Origin of the sequence: Corynebacterium appendicis CIP 107643, assembly GCF_030408415.1 — a bacterium.
GTDB classification, from domain to species: domain Bacteria; phylum Actinomycetota; class Actinomycetes; order Mycobacteriales; family Mycobacteriaceae; genus Corynebacterium; species Corynebacterium appendicis.
The window spans coordinates 905,336-927,623 of sequence record NZ_CP046976.1 but is presented as its reverse complement, the minus strand read 5'-3'; the positions used below and the strand labels follow the sequence as shown (position 1 = coordinate 927,623).

General features: G+C 64.2%; 17 protein-coding genes, 1 tRNA gene and 1 pseudogene. 8 read left to right on the top strand and 11 right to left on the bottom strand.

Translation table 11 applies throughout. The features are described 5' to 3' along the window. Nucleotides 1-178 precede the first annotated feature (178 nt). The 3 genes and pseudogenes from CAPP_RS04660 to CAPP_RS04650 all read left to right on the top strand — a co-directional run. Nucleotides 179-724, top strand: a pseudogene (locus tag CAPP_RS04660) (IS3 family transposase); the annotation flags it as partial. Between the two features lie 24 nt (nt 725-748). Continuing rightward, nucleotides 749-1,741, top strand: coding sequence for a tyrosine-type recombinase/integrase (locus CAPP_RS04655; protein ID WP_076599984.1), 993 nt, complete (start codon nt 749-751; stop codon nt 1,739-1,741). Between the two features lie 102 nt (nt 1,742-1,843). Then, entirely contained in the window at nt 1,844-3,700 is a 1,857-nt protein-coding gene (locus CAPP_RS04650; RefSeq protein ID WP_076599985.1) for a hypothetical protein, read from the top strand. A 248-nt stretch (nt 3,701-3,948) separates the two neighbouring features. On the opposite strand, the gene CAPP_RS04645 is transcribed toward CAPP_RS04650, so the two are convergent. Next, nucleotides 3,949-4,025: transfer RNA gene (locus CAPP_RS04645), tRNA-Arg, on the bottom strand. Nucleotides 4,026-4,218: 193 nt separating this feature from the next. On the opposite strand from CAPP_RS04645, the gene CAPP_RS04640 reads away from it, so the two are divergent. Continuing rightward, the gene (locus CAPP_RS04640; RefSeq protein WP_076599986.1) at nt 4,219-4,764 is read left to right on the top strand and encodes a YceI family protein; all 546 of its coding nucleotides are present in this window, start codon (nt 4,219-4,221) and stop codon (nt 4,762-4,764) included. Nucleotides 4,765-4,844: 80 nt separating this feature from the next. Here the strand turns inward: CAPP_RS04640 and CAPP_RS11215 are convergent, their stop codons facing one another. The 6 genes from CAPP_RS11215 to CAPP_RS04610 form a co-directional block, all read right to left on the bottom strand. Then, the gene (locus CAPP_RS11215) at nt 4,845-5,234 is read right to left on the bottom strand and encodes a PspC domain-containing protein (RefSeq protein ID WP_327077568.1); all 390 of its coding nucleotides are present in this window, start codon (nt 5,232-5,234) and stop codon (nt 4,845-4,847) included. A 78-nt stretch (nt 5,235-5,312) separates the two neighbouring features. Next, a complete protein-coding gene (locus tag CAPP_RS04630; RefSeq protein WP_076599987.1) occupies nt 5,313-5,801 on the bottom strand; it encodes a MarR family winged helix-turn-helix transcriptional regulator in 489 nt (162 codons plus the stop codon). Between the two features lie 77 nt (nt 5,802-5,878). After that, nucleotides 5,879-8,545 carry an AAA family ATPase gene (locus CAPP_RS04625; protein ID WP_076599988.1) on the bottom strand — a complete coding sequence of 889 codons (2,667 nt, stop codon included), beginning with the start codon at nt 8,543-8,545 and terminating at the stop codon, nt 5,879-5,881. Continuing rightward, nucleotides 8,545-9,774 (bottom strand): metallophosphoesterase family protein, encoded by a 1,230-nt coding sequence (locus tag CAPP_RS04620; RefSeq protein WP_084560784.1) that lies wholly within the window; start codon nt 9,772-9,774, stop codon nt 8,545-8,547. Before CAPP_RS04620 ends, CAPP_RS04625 begins: the two co-directional genes overlap by 1 nt. Before the next feature lie 68 nt (nt 9,775-9,842). After that, a complete protein-coding gene (locus CAPP_RS04615; protein ID WP_076599989.1) occupies nt 9,843-10,667 on the bottom strand; it encodes an SWIM zinc finger family protein in 825 nt (274 codons plus the stop codon). A 28-nt stretch (nt 10,668-10,695) separates the two neighbouring features. Beyond that, on the bottom strand, nt 10,696-13,743 hold the full coding sequence (locus tag CAPP_RS04610; RefSeq protein ID WP_076599990.1) for a DEAD/DEAH box helicase: 3,048 nt from the start codon (nt 13,741-13,743) through the stop codon (nt 10,696-10,698). 149 nt (nt 13,744-13,892) lie between these two features. On the opposite strand from CAPP_RS04610, the gene putP reads away from it, so the two are divergent. The 3 genes from putP to CAPP_RS04595 all read left to right on the top strand — a co-directional run bounded on the left by putP (nt 13,893) and on the right by CAPP_RS04595 (nt 16,835). Further along, nucleotides 13,893-15,452, top strand: a complete 1,560-nt coding sequence (gene putP / locus CAPP_RS04605) for a sodium/proline symporter PutP (protein ID WP_076599991.1) — start codon at nt 13,893-13,895, stop codon at nt 15,450-15,452. 240 nt (nt 15,453-15,692) lie between these two features. Then, on the top strand, nt 15,693-16,346 hold the full coding sequence (locus tag CAPP_RS04600; protein WP_076599992.1) for a GmrSD restriction endonuclease domain-containing protein: 654 nt from the start codon (nt 15,693-15,695) through the stop codon (nt 16,344-16,346). A gap of 6 nt (nt 16,347-16,352) precedes the next feature. After that, complete coding sequence (locus tag CAPP_RS04595) at nt 16,353-16,835, top strand: DUF2269 domain-containing protein (RefSeq protein ID WP_076599993.1); 483 nt, start codon at nt 16,353-16,355, stop codon at nt 16,833-16,835. A 121-nt stretch (nt 16,836-16,956) separates the two neighbouring features. Here the strand turns inward: CAPP_RS04595 and CAPP_RS04590 are convergent, their stop codons facing one another. From CAPP_RS04590 to CAPP_RS04575, 4 genes are all read right to left on the bottom strand, one after another. Next, nucleotides 16,957-17,103: a hypothetical protein gene (locus tag CAPP_RS04590; RefSeq protein ID WP_159437747.1), complete on the bottom strand. Its 147-nt coding sequence runs from the start codon at nt 17,101-17,103 to the stop codon at nt 16,957-16,959. Nucleotides 17,104-17,139: 36 nt separating this feature from the next. Then, nucleotides 17,140-19,299, bottom strand: coding sequence for a DEAD/DEAH box helicase (locus CAPP_RS04585; protein ID WP_076599994.1), 2,160 nt, complete (start codon nt 19,297-19,299; stop codon nt 17,140-17,142). A gap of 379 nt (nt 19,300-19,678) precedes the next feature. Then, nucleotides 19,679-20,907, bottom strand: a protein-coding gene (locus tag CAPP_RS04580; protein ID WP_290173260.1) for an IS3 family transposase whose coding sequence is annotated in 2 segments (ribosomal slippage) — nt 19,679-20,631 and nt 20,631-20,907 — 1,230 coding nt in all. Because the reading frame shifts where the segments join, the coding sequence is not laid out codon by codon here. A gap of 76 nt (nt 20,908-20,983) precedes the next feature. Then, nucleotides 20,984-21,499, bottom strand: a complete 516-nt coding sequence (locus CAPP_RS04575; RefSeq protein WP_076599977.1) for a hypothetical protein — start codon at nt 21,497-21,499, stop codon at nt 20,984-20,986. 176 nt (nt 21,500-21,675) lie between these two features. Here CAPP_RS04575 and CAPP_RS04570 point away from each other — a divergent pair, with 176 nt between their 5' ends. Next, nucleotides 21,676-22,281 (top strand): hypothetical protein, encoded by a 606-nt coding sequence (locus CAPP_RS04570; RefSeq protein ID WP_076599976.1) that lies wholly within the window; start codon nt 21,676-21,678, stop codon nt 22,279-22,281. The last annotated feature ends 7 nt before the right edge of the window (nt 22,282-22,288 follow it).

The following is a 22,288-nucleotide window of genomic DNA, read 5'->3' as shown; positions in this document are numbered from 1 at the left end:
GAGGTCTGATCAAGAATTTCCGCTGGCGAGCTGACACTCAGGACAGGCTGGAACGATCGAGACCATGGTGGAGAACCCTCGTGCCCTCGAAGATGGGGGAAATTTGGGGAAGGGTGAGTTCGCAGAAACTACAGCTCGGCATCGTTTAGTGGCCCTTCATAGTGAAGGGCCCGTTTATGCGGTGTCGCCTAATCGGTTATGGGTCGCGGACATCACCTATGTCGCAATCTGGGCAGGGTTCGCGTACGTCGCGTTCGTCATCGACGTATTCTCCCGCACGATTGTCGAGTGGAATGTCGCGGCGACATTGAAAGCGGACGTGTTGCCGCTGCAAGCGCTGAACATGGCGGCGTTCAACACTCGCGGGTCGCTCGACGATCTCGTCCATCATGCCGACCATGGCTCGAACTACTTGTCCGTCGTCTATACCGACCGGATTGCCGAGCTCGGCGCGAGGCCATCGACAGGGACAGTCGGCGACTCATCTGACAACGCTCTCGCTGAGGCGGTCAACGGGCTCTACAAGACGGAGTTGATCCGTCGCCGGGGGCCGTGGCGAACGGTCGAGCAAGTCGAGCTCGCAACGCTCGAATACGTGTGGTGGTGGAACAACGCCCGCCTACACGGCGAGATAGGTTATCGATCTCCGGCTGAGGTCGAAGCGACGCACTACGCTGAGGTTGGATCAGCCCGACCAGCACTCGCTGGACAGGAAACCAAGTAGGAACGAAACCCAGGGCGATTCAATATGCCCACCACAACCACTCGCAATAACCCTCACCAGGTCATTGCGGCCTACACCCCGAAAGTTGTCGAACCCCACGAGTGGGACGTTGTCGCACCGTTCGTGCGCGAGCACGTCGCCGCTGTCGCCAGTGCCGACTGGTCGGCTGACCAGTGCCGAAACGCACTTCGACTCGTGACCCGACTCGCGGTGCATGTCTTCAACGCTGGGCGAGACGTCAGCGTTGCTGTCGTGTTCAGCGAAGGGGCGATCAACGCGTTTTGCCACCAGGAGCTCGACACCGCTGCAACGCACGTCCGCGGCACGTCACGGGCGACGCTGCGCCGGATCGCCAAACAGGTCAACCCGAACTTCGACGGACCGCGTCAGCGCCCCGAGTACGGCAACGAATCGAAGGCCGCGCCGTATACCGAGGCGGAAGTGCTCGACGTGAAGGTGTGGGCGAACGCCGAACACACCGAGTCTCGCCGTCAGCAGGCGAACCTCCTGCTCGCACTCGCACTTGGCGCAGGACTTCGCTCCGGCGAGGTCGCAAACCTCACGGCCGGCGACGTTGAGACCGACGCTCAAGGCACCGTGGTTTACCCGTGGGGCTACCGCGGGGCAAACAAACGGTTCGTGCCTGTCGAGCGCGAGTGGGCAGGTGTTGTCGCTAAAGCCGTCGAGGACGCAGCGAGCGCGACTGAGTGGCTGTTTCGGCCAATGCGGACAACCGCCGACTCGGGCACCGTTGCGACGTTTACGAAACGCTCTCCGCACCGGGGCACGGTGCTCGATATGGCACGGGCACGCACAACCTGGCTTGTCAACCAAGTCAAAAAGGGCGTGCCGGAGACCGCCGTCGTCGAGGCCGCGGGTTTGAGCGACTTGCAGCACTACCGGCAATTCTTGGTCGAACCGACACACGTTTCGGCGCGCGAGGCGAGAAGTCTGCTTTCCGGGACGTTGCACGAGACGTCGAAGCGAGGGCTGACGCTCATTCACGGCAGCGCGTAGGCGCTTCCCGCACAGACTTTTAACCCCATAAAACACCTGGTCGCGACCCAGGGTGAGTTTTCTATTGCCAAAAACTTTCCGCTTGAAAAGGAGGTGACAATAATGTCGAAGGGACTTCGCACACGCAAGTACGCACCCGCGAAGAAAGGCCACCGCCACAACATTCGTCTGGTGGAGGAGCGCCGCGTGTCGTACGCGAACATGCAGTTGGCCCAGCGCATTGTTGACGCCTCCGGCGCGGTTGGTCTCGTGGACTCCTGGCGCGTCGCCGACGGGCTGAAAACCGACAAGGGCGGACGCCCGCCCGAGGTGGACACCCGCGCGGCGCTGACACTGTGGACCTACCAGGCAGTCACACAGTCGCCGCAGCTCATTGCACACATGGCAAAGGCCGTCGCCTTCGGTTTGGAAGGTAAGGGCTGGGACCTTCTGGGGCTCAGCCCATTCGAGTGGGACGAAGCCGACCCGAAGGCGCACTTCGACACCTACATGACGTGGTACAAGCGCATTGCCGCCTGCCTCGACCGCGTTCGCGCGACCATTGAGCCCTTCCCGGAGGTGAGCAAGAAACGTCGCTACACCGTCGAGGAGTGGGTGCCGTTCATTGCCTACTACGACGAGGAAAAGGGCAAGAAGAAAGTCTTAGCCCGACTTGAGGAGCGCAAAGCCCGCGGCGTCGAACTCGTCAACCGCCTCGTGTGGGCGAGCGTGGAACTCATGGACCCAGACACCTTCGCCAAGTGGAACGGTGACATTGCCGTCGACGGTACCATTATTCCGGTGTCGAAAAACGGCAACCCGAACAAGAAGGACATGCTCTCCGGCAAGACGAACCCGAACCGCCTTGTCGCTTCGACCCCGACGCTCGGCTGGCACGCCAAGGAAGGCGACCACGACGGCGAAAACACGAGGAAGACCGCGACACACACCTGGGGGTTGGAAGCCACTGTTGTCGCCATGTGCGGTGAGGGTTTTGCCGAGCCGGGTGGCGCTCCGGGGCTCATTCTCGGGGTCACTGGCGGGGTGCCTGCTGTGGCACCCTCAAAGCGCGTCTTCGAGTCGCTAAAGAACCTCACCGACCGCCCGGAACTCCCGCGCCGGCACTTCATTGCCGACCGCCTGTACTCGCCGGGTCAGAACCCGGTGAAGTTCCAAATGCCCATGCGCAAACTCGGCTACGGGTTTGTCGCTGACATGCGCCGGGACACCCGCGGTGTGCAAACCATTACGACCTCCGGTGCTCCCATTGTGGACGGTACTGCGTACTGTCCTGCAATTCTCAACATGCCGCGCCTGCTCGACCCCTACACCGCGTGGGAAAAGGGGCAACTGACCGACCAGCAGTTCTCGAACCTGCTTCAGGCTCGCAAGCGCCTCGCGCTCGCTCGCTACGGTACGAAGCCGAACAAGAAGGGCGACGTGCGACTGGGTTGTCCGGCGCGTGCGGAGGGTGCAGAAATTACCTGTCCGCTGGTTCCGCCTGCCGAGGAAGGCAAGAAGAAGGCAGGGTTCCAGAAGGACGAGCTGACTGCTGCCGAGGTGCCCTCCAAGGCTTCCTGCCCGAAGGTCTGCCAGCAGCGCACCGTGACGCTGAAGAACACCGCCGAGGACGGCGCGAAGTTCCTCCAGCACGGTCCTGCCTTTATGACTGCGGAGTGGCGCAAGGAGTACGGCCGCCGCAACACCATTGAGTCTCGCAATGCAATGCTCAAGAACGGTTCCTACCAGGGTGCCGGCGACGTGACGACCCGTCTTATGCGTGGCTGGGCAGCGCAAATGCTGTGCATGGCCATGGCCGCGGTGGGCGTGAACCTTGCCATGCTCGACGCGGCTGCCTGGTCGCGTCCAAATACGTCCCAGAAGCCGACTCCGCCTCCGCCGCGGGGTGGCCGCAAGCCTGACGCTGACGACATTGAGCAGTGGAAGTTGGGCGACAACGCGCCACCGAAGGCGGCATAAGCCAAAAGGCCACCGGCTAAGACCTTGAATTTCAAGGCCTTCACGCCGAGTGGCCTACAGGTCGTGGAACGACACCGACTTTCTAAGCAAAAACCGGCCGGCAAAGACCTTTGAGGCTGAAAAACCGGCCGGTTTTCGTCGTTCCGGGGATAGGTTCTCCAAAAGTTACCGAATTTTAAAAACCCGGGTTAACCTGGAAGGAGTTTCCGGAATTGAACGGAAAAGTTAACCGAAAGTCCCCGATGACATGGTGTCCCCGACAGGACTCGAACCTGCGACCTTCGGTACCGGAAACCGATGCTCTAATCCACTGAGCTACGGAGACATCGCTTGTAACAGCGCTCCTTAATCTAGCACTCCGCGAAGCACGGCCGCTAATTGCCTCGGGAGCTTCAGTGAGCTGCTCCAATTCGCACCGTTGACACGTCGGACAAGCAGTCGTAACATGGGACCTTGGACACATTGTAGACGTGTCAACAAGATTAGAAAACCACCCCGGAACAAGGAGTTTTACCCCTATGACCACTCAGAACTTCAGCGGCGTTTACGACCTCGACACCGCGCACTCCTCCGTCGCATTCACCGTCCGCCACGCGATGGTGACCAAGGTGCGCGGCGAATTCACCGATTTCACCGCCACCCTTACCGCCAACCAGGACAACCCGGCTGAGAGCAACGTAGAGGCGACGGTGGAGACGGCGTCCGTCGATACGCGCAATGCCGACCGTGACACGCACATCAAGAACGAGGACTTCTTCGACGTTGAGAAGTTCCCGCAGATGACGTTCAAGTCCACGTCGTTCGACGTCGACGCTAACGGCAACGGCACCGTCACCGGCGACCTGACCATCAAGGAGACCACCAAGCCGGTCACCCTCGACGTCGAGACCTTCGGCATCGAGGAGGATCCGTTCGGCAACACCCGCCTGGGCTTCGAGGCTCGCACCACGATCAACCGCATGGAGTTCGGCATCGACTTCGAGGCCCCGCTGAACTCCGGCGGCGCACTCGTCGGCGAGAAGATCACCATCGAGATCGACGGCTCCGGCATCAAGCGCGCGTAATTAGAACAGCCGCGCAAAAAACGGACGGCGGTGCAGGTATCCGCTCCTGCACCGCCGTTTTTCGATCCTAATGTGTTTTCTTAGTAAGTCAGATCAGGGATGATGATCCAGCAGATGATGTAGATGAGCAGGCCCGAGAAGCCGAGAAGCGTTGCAGCCACGAAAAGGACGCGCACGAGTGTCGGGTCGATGTTGTAGGTCTCCGCGATGCCGCCGGCGACTCCGGCGATCATGCGGTCGTTCACCGAGCGATGCAGCTTGCGTTGCCCCAGCGGCGGCTGCTGCTGGCTCTGCTGGAAACCGCCCTGCTGGTACGGCGCCTGGCCCGCCATGTAGTTCGGGTTGCCCTGCTGCGCGGCGGCGTCAAAATTTGCGTCGCCGTTGCTGGGGTTGTTGACCGAATTATCGCCCGGGTTGTTTCCCGGGTTGTTCGCACCGTTGTTCTCGTACGGGTTATTCGGAGTAGACATGTCGGCCCCTTTCGAGTGGACTGCGTTGTTTCAACAACTCCTATTCAACCCGCACATGACGGCGGCGACAACGGTTCTTTAGTCGACGGCGGGAATCTTCGGATCCGCTACTGCCTCATCGAGCGCCAGGACGCTGTCGAAGAAACGGCGGATAGCGGGGATGTCCTCCGGGGCGAGCTGGTCAAAGACAGCGCGGCGGACGGTCTCAACATGGTCGGGCACGGCACGCTGGAGGTGCTCGAACCCGGTGTCCGTCAGGCAGACCTGGACGCCGCGGCCGTCGGAAGGGCTCTTCTCCTTGGTCACCAGACCACGGCGCGCCATGCGGGTGATCTGGTGGGAGGTCCGGGAGCGATCCCAGTCGAGGTAACTGCACAGTTCGCGAAGGCGCATGCTACGGTCCTCCGCCTCGGACAGAGCAACGAGCACGGCATACTCGGGGCTTGAAAGATCAGAGCTGGTTTCAAGGGAATCGTCGACAATGCGCCGCAACTTCCTCTGCGCGGCGAGCAGGTGCCGCCAAAACACTTGCTCGTCTTCGCTGAGCCACCGAGGTTCTGCTGTCATGTCACTTAGATTACTAAACGCGGATACTACCTGCGAACTCAGCGCGCTTTAGGACCTGGAACCGCTGCGGGTCCGCGTTAGCGGTGAGTTTTGAGCTCCTGGATCGAGGAACTGCGGGCTGCGGCGACTCGGTCGAAGCGCTGCGGGAAGCACGTCAGAACGAAGACCTGGGAGTTCTCCCCCACCTGAGAGAACAGCGCGTTCATCCGGGCGAGACGATGCGGGTCGGTCGCGCCGAGGGCGTCGTCAACGATGACCGGGACGCGGGTCTCTGCGGCGTCGGCATCCTCACCGGCCACCATGTCGGCAATGGCGAACCTCGTGAGCAGAGCCATTTGCTCTTTCGCTCCGCCGGACAGCTGTGCCAGGTCGATAGTCGTGCCGTCGAGGGTGCGGGCCTCGATGCTCAAGGCGTCGTCCAACGTGAACTCGGTGCCCGGCCCGAAGATCTGGCTGGCGTAGCGCTGCAGCGACTGCGCGAACGGCGCGGCGTACTTCGCACGGGCGGCGTCGCGGTAGTCGACGAGCATCTCGCGGAGCAGTTTCACGGCATTCGCTTTGCGGCGCAGCCTGTCCCGGCCCACTCGCGCGACCTCCAGCGCGTCTCGTGCGTGGTCGAGCTTCTCCCCTTCTCCCTCTGCACTGGTGACGCGGGACTCGAGCTGCAGGCGCCGATCGCGCGCAGTGTTGTAGCGCTTGGTGAGGTTGTCTAGGCGGTTGCGGGCGCCGTCGCGGAGCATCTCTGCCTGTGTTGGATCTGCCTGCGCGACCTCCTCGGCGACGCTGGCGGCTTCCGCGGCGGCTGACTCGCTCGCCGCGGCAGCGGTGTCCCGGGCGGCGGCCAAAGCGTCGTCGGGGTGCTTCTCGCGTGCGGCGGTAAGGTCGCTGCGGGCTCCGTCGGCGGTGGATTCGAGACCGGCGATCTGAGCTTCGAGGGCGACGAGCTTCGTGTGCTCCGGCTTGGTGCGCAGCTGCACCAATTCGAGGGCCAGATCGTGGACGGCCTGGGCGGTCTCCTCGACCTCTGCGCGTGCGGTGTCGACGGCTGCCTGTGCTTCGTCGACGGACATTGACTCGGATTGAGACTCAGTCTTGGCCTCTTGGACGAGTTCGGTGATGCGGGCGTGCTCGTGGCGCACCTCGTCGGCGTCGCGGCCGTGGAGGATGTCGCGGCGGCGGTCGATCGCCGCAGTTAGAGCAGAAGCTGCCTCGCGGTGGGCGTCGCGCAGCGCCCGGGCTTCGTCGACATCCGCGCAGCCGAGTGCACTGGTGAGGCGGTCGAGTTCGGCTTCGGCGTCGCGGAGTGCGTCGGACGCGGTGTCGGTGCCGGCAGCGGCGTGGTAGGTCAACGTGACATCGCCGATGCCGAGTTCGGTTCCGTCGTGCAGGGCGATGGATTCGGCGGCGGATCCGACGGTCTGGCCGGTGCCGTCGACGGTGACGGTGGTGCCGTCGGGAGCGGTGACCTCGACATGCGCGGCGGCTGCGTCGCGGAGGCGGCGCTGCAGGGCGACCTCGTTAGAGGCTGTCTCCACAGCGCGGACATCGTCGTCCGTGACCGGGCGGTCGGGCACGGTCTCGCGCAGGCGGGCGATCTCGGCATCGGCGTCGTCGAGGCGGGCAACGGTGTCGGCGAGCTCGCCCAGGCGGGCTGCGGCGTGGGCGACGGCGAGGGATTTCTCCGCTTCGGCGAGGCGCTGTCGTGCAGCGGTCTCCTTCTCCCGGGTTTCGGTGTGGACCGTTTCCTTGGCGGTCACCGCTTCTGCTTCGGCGCGGTCTCGTTCACGGGCGGGCTCAAGCTCATCGGTGACGGCTGCGAGTTCTTCCTCGACTTCTTTCACACGGGCGATGAGGGCGGTGCGGCGCTCGAGGTCCTCTTCGATGCGCTCGGCATCGACGGCGGCGCGGGCTGCTTTTTCTTTGGCGGCGTCGAGTTTGCCGGTCAGTTCCTTCGCCGCGGCGGCTTCTTTCTCACGCTCGGCGAGCTCTTCTTCGGCACCGGGAAGCTCGGCCTCGATTTCGGCCATCGTAGCTTCGCTCTGGGCGAATTCATCGACGTCGCGCTCGTAGGAGCCGAGGTTGGACTCGGCCTCGCGGACGGCGTCTTCGGCTTCGGCAACTGCCTTGTCGGCGTTGGTGAGCACCTGCTTGTCGTTGCTCTTGGCCGTGAAATAGCGACCGAATTCGGCCTCGACGCGCTGCATCAGGCCGGAGTCGTCGAGGGGCGCTTCGGAAGTACCAGAACCGGAAGAGTCGGACGACGCCTCCAGCGCGCGGGTGAACGACGGAATGCCCGCGGCGGAAATGGTCTCGGTGAAGGCACCTTGGCGGAGGAATAATGCGTCGAAAAGCTCCTGGTCGACGTGCTCGGCGAGGATCTCACCCAGGCGATTGTGGGCCTGCTCCCCTGCCAGTTCTTCGCGGCGCGGCGCGGTGATGGTGAGCTCGGCCTTGCCCTTGGCGCCTTTGCCGAAGCGTTTGTGCACGGTGAATGTGTAGGGCCCGACGGTGGCGGAGAGGGTGACCTCCGGCTGCTCGTCTCGGCCTTTCGGGTACAGCGCGCGGATCTTCGCGGCCGAGGAATCGTGCTTGATGTTGAGCACTGCGTCGAGGGCATCGAGGATCGTGGACTTGCCGGCCTCGTTCTCGCCGTGGATGAGAATGACGCCGGTGTCGGGCAGGTCGGTCAGTTCGAGGTGCTCGACTGCGCGGACATTGTCGATGATCAGGGAGTGGATGCGCATTAATTCGGCTCCTTGCTCAGGCGGAACAGCAGGTTGACGGCGTCGCGGGCAGAAGCGGCTCCCTCCGGGTCGGCCGGGGCGGAGGCCATTTCCAGCAAGCTCGACATCGCGTCGCGGGCATAGCCGGAAAGCGGAAGGTTGGCGAGTTCCTCGTCGCTGGGTTCGAGGTGCAGGTCCATGAGACGCTTCCGCTCGAACAGCGCGCCGAAGACATTCTCTTTTGCCGCGAGGCCCTCCTCCAGCTCGCGGGTCGCTTCCAGACCGAGCGTGCCGGCGATGGAGTACTTCACCACTGTGCGGGTTTTTTCCGGATACGCCTCGAGGTGGTCCAGCAGCTCTTTCACGTCCGCGGAATCAGCGACCTCGAAGTGCAGGGCGTCGAAGGTCCACTCGCCGACGGTGCGCTCGTCGACGGAAACCTCAGAATCCTCGGCGGAGCGCTTGTCCACGTCCACCACCAGCGCCTTGCCCGAATTCACTTCCCCGCCCTCGACATTCTCGCGGTGGTCGTGGAAATCGGTGACCTCGGGCGCGCCGGAGAACCACACGCGGCCGCTGGTGCCGATCGGCCCGGCGGAGTGGGTGTCGCCCATGGCCACGTAGTCGATGACGCCGGCATCGAGTGGTGCCTCGAGCCCGGGCAGGTCGATCCGGTCGGGCTTGTTCTCCCCGCTGCGGTCCTCGCACTGGCCGTGGGCCACGAGAATGCGGATCGTGTCGGTCGGCTCAAGACCGGCGATAGCTTTCGTCGCGAGATCTTCCGTGGCGTAGCGGGCCAAAAGCGGAGCGCCGACGAGCTCGACCCCGGGGCGGACCTCGACCGGCGTGGAATCGGACAGCACTGTGATGTTGTCGCGCTGCGCGGCACGCTCCAGGGCGGCACCGGGCAGCAGTGCGTCGTGGTTGCCGGGCAGCAGGTAGACCGGCACCGGAAGCGCATCCAGTGCCGCGAGCGCACGGTCCATGGTCTGGGGTTTGAGCGCATTGGCGTCGAAGACATCGCCGGCCACCACAATGAACTCGGCGCCGGACTCTTCGGCGAGGTCGCCGAGGCGGGCGATGGCGCGGAGCCGCGAGTCGTCGAAACGCGACTGCGCGTCGTCGTCCAAGAACCAGCGGGTCATACCCAGCTGGAAATCGGAGCTGTGGATGAATGTGACGTGCTGCGCGCCGGAATGCGCTCTGGACTGCGTGCCGGCAGACGCCGTGGACTGTGGGCTCGAGGTCATGCTGCTAGTAGTACCACCGCATGTGAACCATGCGGTTGGCATGGGCGGATGTGGGCGAACAGATGTTCTTACCGGCGGGTGAGCTCGTCGTAGAGATCCTCGAGATCCGACACGGCGCGCAGCTGGTCGATATTGGTGAAGGAGATAGTCTGCATCGCCTTGTGCAGCAGGTCCAGGTCGGAATCCTCGATCATCGGGGCGACCTTCGGGTCTGGCAGGTTGGGCAGGATGTGGCCATCCCAGAAGAACTCGGAGCCCTCCCGGGCGGATTCCTTGGCCCGTTCACCGGCGGATTCGCGGAGCTGTCGCTCAAGGGTGTTCAGGTCGAGGTTGCGGAGGCGGAATAAGAGGGTGGGATCGGCGTCGATAAGCTCTGCTGCTTTGATGGCTGCCGCGACGCCGTGCTTGCACACGCGGGACTCGTCCGGGCAGTCGCAGCGGAAGCGGATCTTCTCGTCCTCGGCAGCGAAGAGGCAGTCGAGCAGTTCGCGACTAAAATAGCCGTTACGGACCTCGGCGAGCGCGTTGGCGTTGTGCGCCATGATGCCCAGCGCTTCGCGGATAGTGCTTGTGTCGCGGTACGGCAGGATGACCAGCGTCGTAAACGGCTCGTTCTGCGAACCGGCGACCGTGGCGGTGAAACGACCGGGCTCGGCGCGCACGTCCAGGACATTGCCCTGGTCCGCGTAATTGCGGCCACGGGAAAAACGCCCCTGGTCGGTGCCCTGCTGCGCGGCGCGGTAGATGGCACGGGCGGGCTCGTTGAAGCGCAGAATCCGCGAGCGGACATCTTCGGACACGCCGTGCGGCGTGGTAGTCTCCGCGGCGCTGTTCACCTTTTCGCGCGAGCCGAAATTCACCCACGTGACATTGTCCAATTGGGGCCGTGGCATGTGCTTTTCCTCCTTTCTTGTCGCCTGTTTACTCGCTGGTCCGGTAGCTCATGAGCGTAGCCAGATCCTCGGTATCCAGCTCGGTGATCCAGCCTTCGCCCTCGCCCACGACGGCGCCGGCGAGCTGGAGCTTGCCGTCGAGAATGTCCTGGATGGATTCCTCCATCGTGCCGCGGGTGATCATCTTGTACACCTGGACATTCTTCGCCTGGCCGATGCGGTAGGCGCGGTCGGTGGCCTGGTTCTCCACCGCCGGGTTCCACCAGCGGTCCATGTGGATGACCATGGAGGCGGCGGTGAGGTTCAAGCCGGTGCCGCCGGCGCGCAGCGACAGGATCATCGCGCGCGGGCCGTTCGGGTCCTGGAAATCCTCGACCATAGCGTCGCGGGCGGTCTTGGACACCCCGCCGTGCAGGAACGGAATGTCTTGGCCCAGCCGGTCGCTCAAATACGGCTGGAGGATGTCGCCGAAGGCCTTGTACTGCGTGAAGACGAGGACGCGCTGGTCGGTGGCGATGGCTTCGTCGATAAGCTGCATGAGCTTTTCCACCTTGCCGGAGCGGTGCTTGCCCTTGACGGTCACGGGCGAGCCGTCACCCAAGAAGTGCGCGGGGTGGTTGCAGATCTGCTTGATGCGCGTGATCGTCGAGAGCACGAGCCCCTTGCGCGCCATGCCGGTGCGCTGCGCGAGCTCCTTCTTCATCGCCTCGACGAGCGCGGAGTAGATCGCGGCCTGCTCGTCGGTCATGTCGACGGTGACCACCTCCTCGCTCTTTTCCGGCAGGTCCGAAATGATCGCCGGGTCCGTCTTCAGGCGGCGGAGCACGAACGGCGCGGTGAGGCGCTGGAGGCGGTCCTGCATCTCGTCGGCGAGGCGCTCGTCCCGGCGCGATTCGATGGCCTTGGCGAAGTGGTTGCGGAAGAAGCTCTGTGAGCCGAGGATGCCGGGGTTGACGAAGTCGAGGAGGCTGCGCAGCTCGGCCAGGCGGTTCTCCACGGGAGTGCCCGTCAGCGCAATGCGGTGGCGCGCGCCGATCGCACGCACGCTTTGCGACGCCCGCGTGGACGCATTCTTGATCGCCTGCGCCTCGTCGAGCACCACGTGGTCCCACTCGATGCGCCCCAGCTGCTTGTAATCGCGGGTGACAACACCGTAGGAGGTGATGAGCAGATCCAGCTCGCCGATCTCCTCGATCAAGGCGTCGCCCTTGAGGCGGCCTTGGCCGTGGTGCACGCCGACGCGCAAGCCCGGCACGAACCGCTGCGCCTCGCGCGCCCAGTTCCCCACCACCGAGGTTGGCGCGACGACGAGCGTGGGCCCCGTCCTTACGTTCTTGTCCTCCTCGACGGCGAGCAAGGCGAGCAGCTGGAGAGTCTTGCCCAGCCCCATGTCGTCGGCGAGCACCGCGCCGAGCTGGTTGCGGGACATGAAATACAGCCAATCGACGCCGCGGCGCTGGTAGTCGCGCAGCTCCACCGTCACCGTGTCCGGGATGGGCTGGCGCTCCGGGGCCGGGCGGTCGGTGCCGCCGATGAGCGCGTCCATCCAGGCCGGCGAGTCGACGTCGCCGGCGATCTCGAGCGCCCCGCCCTCCGATTCGGCCGCCGCTTCGAGCGCCAGCTGGCGCAATTCCTCGGCGGTGATGACGCCCTCGTCGACTTCCTTCTTCGACAAGGACTCAATATATTTGCGCGACTTCGCCAGCGAGCGGGCGTCCGCCATCACCCACTGGCCGCGCAGCTGGATCAGCCCGGACTTCGAGTTGATCAGCAGCTGCATCTCTTCCGGGGTGAGCTCGGTGTCGCCGACAGACAGCGACCAGTCGTAGGAGATCAGTTGGTCGACGCCGAAGCGGCTGCCCGTGGCCTCGCTGGCGTTGTCCTGCGAGCCGACGGTGAGCTTCGCCGTGGTCTCCATCCGCTGCCACGAACGTGGCAGCATCACCGTGATGCCCCTCATCTGAAGGCGCGCGGCGTCGCGGGAGACAAGCTTCATTAGCTCGTCGGTGCTCAGGTACGCGTCCCAGTCGCCGTCCCGGTTGGTCAGCGGCGTCTGCGGCAGGCGCGGGTGGCGTTCCGGGTCGACCAAGTCGGTGACTTCCACCGCGCGGCGCAGCTGGTCGCGCAGGCTCGACAACGTGGCCACGTCGACCTCGTCCAGGTGGATCGGCTGCGGCGCGTCGGTGCCGGCGCGGACCTGCGCACGCACCGGCCACTGCAACGTCGCCGGGTCCACCGGCTCGTCCTTCTTCGCGCCGGCGATATCGGACAGCTCGCTCAGCATCGCGCCGGCGGGGTCCGCGTCCTCGACCATTGTCACGGGGTCAGCCGGTTCCTCGACGATGAAGACCAACTGCACATTCACCGCGGTGATCGAGCCGTTCCAGTGTGCGATCTGCTTGGACACGCTCGACCCGCCCCGGCGCAGCGGCTGCGAGGTGAGCAGCGCCTCGGCGAAGTCGTGCCACGGGTACGCGCGTTCTGTGTCCTTCAGGTGGCTCAAGTGCGCGCTGGCAATCCAGTGGACGAGCGTGGTGGCCACGTCCTCGCCCACATTCATGTTGTTCGCCGTGACCACGCCCGGAGCGGCCGCGATCATCGACGCCAGCCACCCGCGCTCCTCTAGTCCTGTGCCCAACTGCCACTCCGGGAACCACGCCCCGTCCGACGGGCGGACCCGGATGCTCACCCGGCCGGCGCGGACAAAACGCGTTAGGCCGACATAAAGGCGGATGATCCAGTACAAATCCGGGGCGACCGCCTGGCGCTGGGAGGCGGTGGCGGCCGGGGACGCGTCGTCGAGAAGCGAAATATTGCTCAGAAACGCGACCGTCTCCTCCGGCGAGAACGCCGCTGTCGGCGCCCGCAACTGCACCTGCTTGCCGCGCGGCGTCTGCAGCGTGATCATGTCGCGGCGCCGGAATTGCGAATCCTTCAGCATATTTTCCACCATCGGCGGAAACGTGCCCGCGGGGACCTGCGACGGGAGGAGAATCTTATGCCCGTCCACACGTTCAACCCACAGGTTGAGGCCGGTGGCGGGCAGCCACAGGCCGTGCAGAAGGAATTTAGGCATAACCTCTTTTCTACCACCGCTGGCGCACCACACACCCGGGGCTGAAAAGAGACCTATGCCACCCTGTGTTCTCTCGTACGTTATTCTGGCCGGTGCTTCTGAAAACCACGAGCCTTTAAAGCTACGGGCTTCAAGAACAAAGGAGATCTATGTCCGAGAACACATGGATGATCATTGCGGTGATCATCTACTTCGGAATGATGCTCGCCATTGGTTATTACGGATGGCGCAAAACCACCAAGTACGGCGACTACGTCATCGGCGGCCGCGACCTGCCCGCATTCGTGGCAGGCATCTCCGCCGGCGCCTCCGACATGTCCGGCTGGCTGCTGATGGGTCTACCCGGTGCGCTGTTCGTCTCCGGCATGAGTGAGCTGTGGATCGTCATCGGTCTGTTCCTCGGCGCCTGGGCCAACTGGCAGTGGGTCGCGCCGCGACTGCGCGCCTACTCCGAGGTGTCCAACAACTCGATCACGCTGCCGAGCTTCTTCGAGAACCGCACCCACGACCAGACACGCGCGCTGCGCATCACCGCAGCCATCATCATCATCTTCTTCTTCACCTTCTACGTCTCCTCCGGCATGGTCGCCGGCGGACGCTACTTCGAGTCGACCTTCAAGGGCGACTACCTGTGGGGCATGCTCATCGTCGGCGCGATCACCGTCGTCTACACCTTCGTCGGCGGCTTCTTCGCTGTCTCCTACACCGATGTCGCGCAGGGCGTCCTGATGTTCCTGGCGCTGCTGATCGTCCCGATCATGGCGCTGTTCGCACTGGACAACGCCGGCGATATCTTCAGCTACCCGGTGGATAACCCGTACGGCCCACACGAAGAGGGCAACCCGACGTTCTTCAACTTCTTCGCGGGAGTGTCCGCCGCCACCATCATCGGCAATCTGTCCTGGGGCTTCGGCTACATGGGCCAGCCGCACATCGTCACCCGCTTCATGGCCCTGCGCAGCCCGTCCGAGGCACGCGAAGGCCGCAACGCCGGCATGATCTGGGTGGGCATCTGCTACATCGGCTCCGTGTTCACCGCCATAGTCGGTGCCTCCTACTTCGGCACCACCCAGCACTCCGTCACCGACCGTGAAGGTTTCGAGACGATCTTCCTGGACATGACCTACCTGCTGTTCCACCCGCTGTTCGCGGGTCTGGTGCTCACCGCTGTCCTGGCGGCGATCATGTCCACGATGTCCTCTCAGCTGCTGGTCACCTCCTCGGCCCTGATCGAGGACCTCTACCGCGGCTTTGCCAAGAAGGAACTGACCGGCCCAGGCCTGCTCATCGCGTCCCGCGGAATGGTCGTCCTGATCGCTGTCATTGCCGTCCTGATGGCCCTGAACCCGTCGGACACCATTCTCGGCCTGGTCGGCTTCGCGTGGGCCGGCTTCGGCGCCGCCTTCGGCCCGGTCGTCGTCGCCTCCCTGTTCTGGCGCCGTCTGACCGCCCCGGGCGCCTTGGCCTGCATGATCGTCGGCGCTGTGACCGTCCTGGTCTGGGGCTACGTCCCGGCGACCTCCGACCTGATCTACGAGATGGTTCCGGGCGTCCTGTTCGCCACCATCGCGATGGTCGTTGTCTCCCTGGCCACCACACCGAAGCCTGAGTCCGAGGCGGAATTCGACCGCGCCGGCCAGGTCTTCGACTACGCCATGGAGCACCCGGAGCAGAGCTTCGACGACGCGCTGGAGCACACCGCGCGCTAAGCAGCTAGCTCCCCGGCTCGCCCGAGCCAAGGGGGGATGCACGGTTCCCACGCCGTGTGTCCCCCTTTTTTGTTGGCGCTCTGCGACTGTCCCGCTCCGTTCGACTGCACTATGCGATGCCATTTTCCGTCAGACCGCGACCTGGGGTTTATCGATCGCATAGGGCAGATCGCATAGTGGACATCGCATAGGGCACCCGCTCCACGGAACCGACGCGTCCCAGCAGCAGTCCAATAGGGCATGAACTTCTTCCGCGCCTACCTCGCTGCCCTCTCCGCCGTCACAGTCGCGGTCGTGCCGTTCCCCACGCCGCATTCGCTTTTCGACGTCCCCTCCCACCCCCAGCCCCGCCGCACCGTCCTCGGATACGAGCGCACCCTCTTCGGCGAGGGCTGGGGCATGCAGCCCGGCGGCTGCACCACGCGCGACGCTGTCATGGCCAGTGCGTGGGAGATCGAATCCTGCGCACTTCCCTACCGCCAGTGGGACATGGCCGCCGCCGCACCGTTTACCGACCCGTACACCGGTGAGCCCCTCGACCCGGCCGATGTGGAGATCGACCACATCATCCCGTTGCGCGCCGCGTGGGATGCCGGTGCGCACGCCTGGCCGGAAGACAAGCGCGTCGCCTTCGCCAACGACCCTTTGAACCTCGTGGTCACCTCGCGCTCGGCGAACCAGTCCAAGTCCGATTCCCTGCCGAGCGAATGGCTTCCGCCGGCCAAGAATTCCCGCTGCAATTACGCCCGCCGCATCGCCGCGATCGCACGCGTGTACGGCCTTGCCCTGCCGAAACCCGATGTGCGCGCCATGCGCCGTCAGTGCTCCGGTGTCCGCGGCCTGCTCATTTCTTTCGTTCCAGCTGGGACAATCCCGTTGCATTCCGTAGAGTAAGGGCCCATGACAACATTTCTGCTTTTCCTGCACGTTGCCGCTGCTGTCCTTCTCATCGGTCCGGTGACCGTCGCCGTGTCCGCTTTCCCGAAGGCCGCACAGAACGCCCAGTCCGGCTCTGAAGAAGCCGTCGGTCGCGCGTCCTTCCTGCACAGCATGTCCACCAAGTACGGCCTGATCTCCCTGCTGGTCCCGCTGCTCGGCGGCGGCCTGCTCGCCTTCGATTGGGAGACCCACAAGTCCAACTACTGGATGCACACCGCGATCGTGCTCAGCGTCCTCGCCTGGGTTTTCCTGTTCGCCATGGTCATCCCGCAGCAGCGCAAGATGATGGGCAGCCTCGGCGCCCTGCACCCGGCTGACGCCGACCCGCGCGACATCGCCACCGACTTCGATTCCGCCCGCGTCAAGGCAGCTGCCGGCGGCGGCATCTTCTGCCTGCTGTGGTTCGTCACCCTGATCCTCATGTTCCTGCCGGCCCCGGCCTAAGCCGAGCGCCCGCAGCACAGCCCGACAAGACGGACTGAAAGCACCACGCCCCCGCGTGGCCGCGCACTCAACGACACGAAGTGCGCCGCCGCGGGGGCGTTTTCCTGTCCGCAGACACTGTTTAGAAGAGCCGGAGGACCTGCCCCGCAAGCGGTGCCGCGGCGACCACGATGAACAGCAAGTAGCCGATGATGGCGCCGGGGCTCAGCACAGCAAAAGGCGCCCGCAGCGCAACGCGCTGCAGGCGCACCGAGAGCTCAACCCTCACGCTCCGCATGACATCTACTGCCCTGCGGGGTTCTGGCTAGTCGCGCCAGCCGCGGTCTCGTCCGCCGCCGCGGCCGCCACGTCCACCACGGTCGTCGCGGTCGCGGCTGCCATGACCGCCCCGGCCGCGTCCGCCGCCGCGGTAGCCGCGGTCGTCGTCGCGCTTGCGGTAGCCGCCGCGTCCACCGCGACGATCGCGCGGCGGTGCGCCGTGGTCGCGCTGGATATTGATCAGCTGGCCGGAGATGCGCGTGTCGGTGAGGCGGTCGAGGACGGCCGGGTCGAGGTTCTTCGGCAGCTCGACGAGCGTGAAGTCGCCGCCGATTGTGATGCGGCCGAAATCGCGGTTGGTCAGGCCGCCCTCGTTGGCCAGGGCGCCGACGATCGCGCCCGGGCGGACGTGCTGTCGCTTGCCCACATCCAGGCGGTAGGTGTCGAAGTTCGGGTCGTCGTTCTGATAACGGCTGCGTCCCCCGCGGTCATCCCGGTCGCGGCGGTCGCGTCCCCGCCCGCGGTCGCGGCGGTCGTCGCGGTCCCACTTCTCGCGGTCGCGGCGGTCGCGCTTGTCCTTCGGCGGCTCCTTCATGAGGAACTCGTCGCCGGAGGTCTGCGCGGCGAGCGCGGCGGCGATGTCCTCCATCGGCACGTCGTGGTCGGCGGAGTAGCTGCGCACCAGGCTGCGGAAGAGGTCCATCTGGTCGTTCTCCAGCGACTCGGTGATGGAGTCGGAGAACTTGGCCATGCGGGAGACGTTGACCTCGTCCACGGTGGGCAGGTCCATCTCCTCGATCTCGGCGCCGGTGACCTTTTCGATGGAGCGCAGCATGCGGCGCTCGCGCGGGGTGACGAACAGGATCGCCTCGCCCGTGCGGCCTGCGCGGCCGGTGCGGCCGATGCGGTGGACGTAGCTTTCCGTGTCGTTCGGGATGTCGTAGTTGAGCACGTGCGAGATGCGCTCGACGTCCAGACCGCGCGCGGCGACGTCGGTGGCGACGAGGATGTCCAGGCGCCCGTCGCGAAGCTGGTCGACCGTGCGCTCGCGCTGCTGCTGGGCGATGTCGCCGTTGATCGCGGCGGCGGAGAATCCGCGCGCGCGGAGCTTCTCGGCGATCTCTTCGGTCTCGTGCTTGGTGCGCACGAAGACGATCATGCCGTCGAATTCGGTGACCTCGAGGATGCGCGTGATCGCGTCCAGCTTGTTGCGGTGCGCGGTGAACAGGTAGCGCTGGGTGATATTCGTGTTCGTGCGCGTCTCGGACTTGACCGTGACCTCTGCCGGGTCGTTCAAGTACTGCTTCGAAATGCGGCGGATGCCATTCGGCATCGTCGCGGAGAACAGTGCGACCTGCTTGTCGTTCGGGGTGTCTTCGAGGATGCGCTCGACGTCTTCCTGGAAGCCCATGTTGAGCATCTCGTCCGCTTCGTCGAGCACGAGGAAGCGCAGGTTGGAAATGTCCAGCGAGCCCTTCTCCAGGTGGTCGATGACGCGGCCCGGGGTGCCCACGATTACCTGTGCGCCGCGGCGCAGACCAGACAGCTGGATGCCGTACGCCTGGCCGCCGTAGATCGGCAGCACCGAAACGCCACCCAAGTGGTCGGCGAAGGACTGGAAAGAATCGGACACCTGCAGCGCGAGCTCACGCGTCGGCGCGAGCACGAGCGCCTGCGGGTGGCGCGCCTTCGTGTCGATCTGGGCGAGCACCGGCAGCGCGAATGCCGCCGTCTTGCCCGTACCCGTCTGCGCGAGGCCGACCACGTCGCGGCCTTCCAGCAGCAGCGGGATCGTCTGCGCCTGGATCGGGGACGGCTCCTCGAAGCCGACCTTCTTGATCGCGGTCAGCAAATCGCCCGACAGGTCAAGCGCGTCGAAGCCAGTGCTTGACGACGCCTCTTCTGTCCCCTTTCCGCCGTCTTTCTCTGCGGAATTCTCGTTCACATTCCCGGTCGCGACCTCGGCCGAACCTTCGACCGGGTTCTCATTGTTGTTCTGCTCCGCAGCTTCGTCTGCGGCCCCTGTGTTGTTCACGTTCCCATTCTCTTCTGCAGTGCCTGCAGCGTCCGAAACATTCTCCGTTTCGCCCTGCGTCTGCGCCTCGTGGCTGGACTGCACCTGATCCGCGTTCGAACCGTCGGTGTTTTCCGTCTCAGCCGGGGTATTCGCCTGCTGGTCTTCAGCGGCGTTGTCATCAATACTCATCACCGCCAAAGCCTACCGCCAACGCGGGCCCTATAGCTATTTGCACAACTCGGTGGTGACGGCTCCCACAAGCAGCAATGACCGTGGTGGCGAGTACGGAGTGAGTACTACGCGTCCCCCACGACCCGCGCTATCCGCGGCGCTGCTTGTCCCCGTGGTTGCCCACCACAACTCGGTGGTGACGGCTCCCACAAGCAGCAATGACCGTGGTGGCGAGTACGGAGTGAGTACTACGCGTCCCCCACGACCCGCGCTATCCGCGGCGCTGCTTGTCCCCGTGGTTGCCCACCACAACTCGGTGGTGACGGCTCCCACAAGCAGCAATGACCGTGGTGGCGAGTACGGAGTGAGTACTGAAGCGTCCTGGTTTTTGTTCCGCTTATTTAACGCCCAACGTTTGAGCGCCTGATCGTTGATAGTAAGCGTCCTCCATCTCCTGTGGAGTGATATATCCTAGGGATTGATGAAGTCGCTGGTTGTTCCACCAGTGCACCCAGCGAAGGGTGGCAATCTCGACTTCACCGACCGATGCCCACGGCCGGTGGGGATAAATCAGCTCTGTTTTGTAGAGCCCGTTGACCGTTTCAGCCAACGCGTTGTCATAGGAGTCGCCAACGGTGCCGACAGACGGATCGATACCCGCCTGGGCGAGCGCTTCACCGTAACGGATCGACACATACTGCGAGCCGCGGTCACTGTGGTGGACAAGCCCTTCTGAGCGAAGATCACCAGCGTGATACAGGGCGTGCTCAAAGGCCTCCAGCGGCAGTTCATCGGTACGCATGCTCGCCCGAGTCGCGACACCGACGATCTTTCTGGAGTACACATCGGTGATAAACGCGGTGTAGGCAAAACCAGACAAGGTGCGCACATAGGTAATGTCAGCGACCCACAACCGGTGCGGTGCGGGGGCAGTGAAGTCACGGTTGACCAGGTCAGGGCGGCAATCCGGCACGTTGGCCCGAAGCGTTGTCATCGGTGTGCGGCCACGCCTGCGGCCGTAAATGCCAGCTTGCTTCATCAAACGCGCGGTCTGATCACGACCGATGCTCCAGCCGGCGCGCTGCATAGCCTTCCACATCTTGCGGACCCCGTAGACGCTGAAGTTGTCCTCGTAGACCCTCACCAATTCAGGAATGAGCAGCGCATCTGACAAACTCCTCGCCGACGGCGCTCGTGTTTTCGCTGCTCGGTAGCCGCGAGAGGTGATGAACCCACATTCTGTCTCTTTCAATGTGCGACAGATAGCCTCGACCCCGAAGCGATCGCGATACGCATCGATGTATTCGATCATCTTCTGGTGGGACGGTCGAGTTCCGCCGCGAAAAAAGCTGACGCGGTTTTCAAGATCTCATTAGCCCTGCGTAGCTCCTTAATCTCTTTCCGCAGCCGCTTCAGTTCGTCAGCCGCTGACTCGCCGGCGCCAATCTCAACATCGGACGAGACCATATTCGGCTTCAACCAATCGTTGAGCGTGTGCGCTGGAATGCCGAGCTTTTCACCGATCTCTACGGCTGCACCCCATTTCGAACACCCTTCGAGCTCAACGAGGTCCTCAGCCAAACGCACTGCCTTGGCCTTGAACTCGTCACTGTACTTCCTTGGCATGATTCCAATCCTTCTCTAGAAATGATCGGAACTAAACCCAGGACACTTCAGTACTACGCGTCCCCCACGACCCGCGCTATCCGCGGCGCTGCTTGTCCCTGTGGTTGCCCACCACGGCCATCAACAGACCGACGATGATCATGAACAGTGCGCCCATGACAGCGAACACCGATCCCAAGATTCCGCCAGCACCGCGCCCGACCGCGTCCGTCGCGGCCTTGGTGGTCACCACAACATCATTGGTGCAGTCCACCGCGTACCCGCCGGCCTGACCTGTGCCGAAATGGCTTATCGACGTCCACGTCCCGTTCTCCATGTCCAGCGTCAGCGCGACTCCCGCGGTGCGCTGGTCCACCACCGCACCGTCCGAGGACCTCACTTCGCACGACACCGTCTCCGGGGCATTCTCCGCTTCGAAGATCCTGTATTCGGTGTCCCCTTCGAGCTCCACGACACCTCTGCCGCCCTCGATGGTGACCTTCGGCGCCTCAATCGCGGCCCGCAGCCCGGAGCCGCCAACCAACCCCAGAATGACCGCCCCGACCAGCGCCACCGCGCCGAGCACCGCGAGTATCACACCTGCGTTCTTCATCCCCGAACCTTCTTCCACCACGCCCACGCACTGTGCCGAAAGAGCCATGCAGTGGACGAGGTGCCCGGCGCAATTATTTCGCATAGATTAACCGCATTCACCGCAGTCAGCAGCGCAAACAGAGCGTTGCACACACCGCCCTCCCCCACCACACTGACCGCCTAGACTGTGTACTCATGCGCCTTTCCCGTCCCCGCCTCGCCGCCACCATCCTGACCGCCGCAGCCCTCACCCTCACCGGCTGCTCCTCCGACCAGGACAGCGCCAACGGCCCCATCCTGACCACTATGGGGACGTCCTCCGCCGAAGACACCGCCGACACGCCCGCACAGCCCACCACGAGCGCACCAAAGTCGGCGGATGGAAAGGACGAGAAGGAGAACGAAGAGAACGACTCCACAGCCGAGGACGACACGAGGAGCAACAAAGCGAAGCCCAAGGACGACCGCACAAACGTCACCGCCGGCACCGTCTGCGGCCAAGTGACATCCCTGGGCGACGGCAGCCCGCTGTTTATCGTGGCCATGACCGACGGCGTGGACTGCGACGAAGCCATGGACGTCTTCTCCGATTACATGTCCGATTCCCCGTCCGGCATGCCCCCGCAAGGCTCCGGCGCGTTCTGGACCGCGCCCAACGGCTGGACTTGCGGCGGCAGCAACTACCTCTTCCCCGGCGACGAAGACCAGAAGTTCAACAAGTACCCCTCCTGCGGCCCCGACAGCAATGAGCATCTCGTCGTCGCCGTGGACCCGGCGCGTGTGGGCGAGCTGCCGGTCTAGGTAGCAA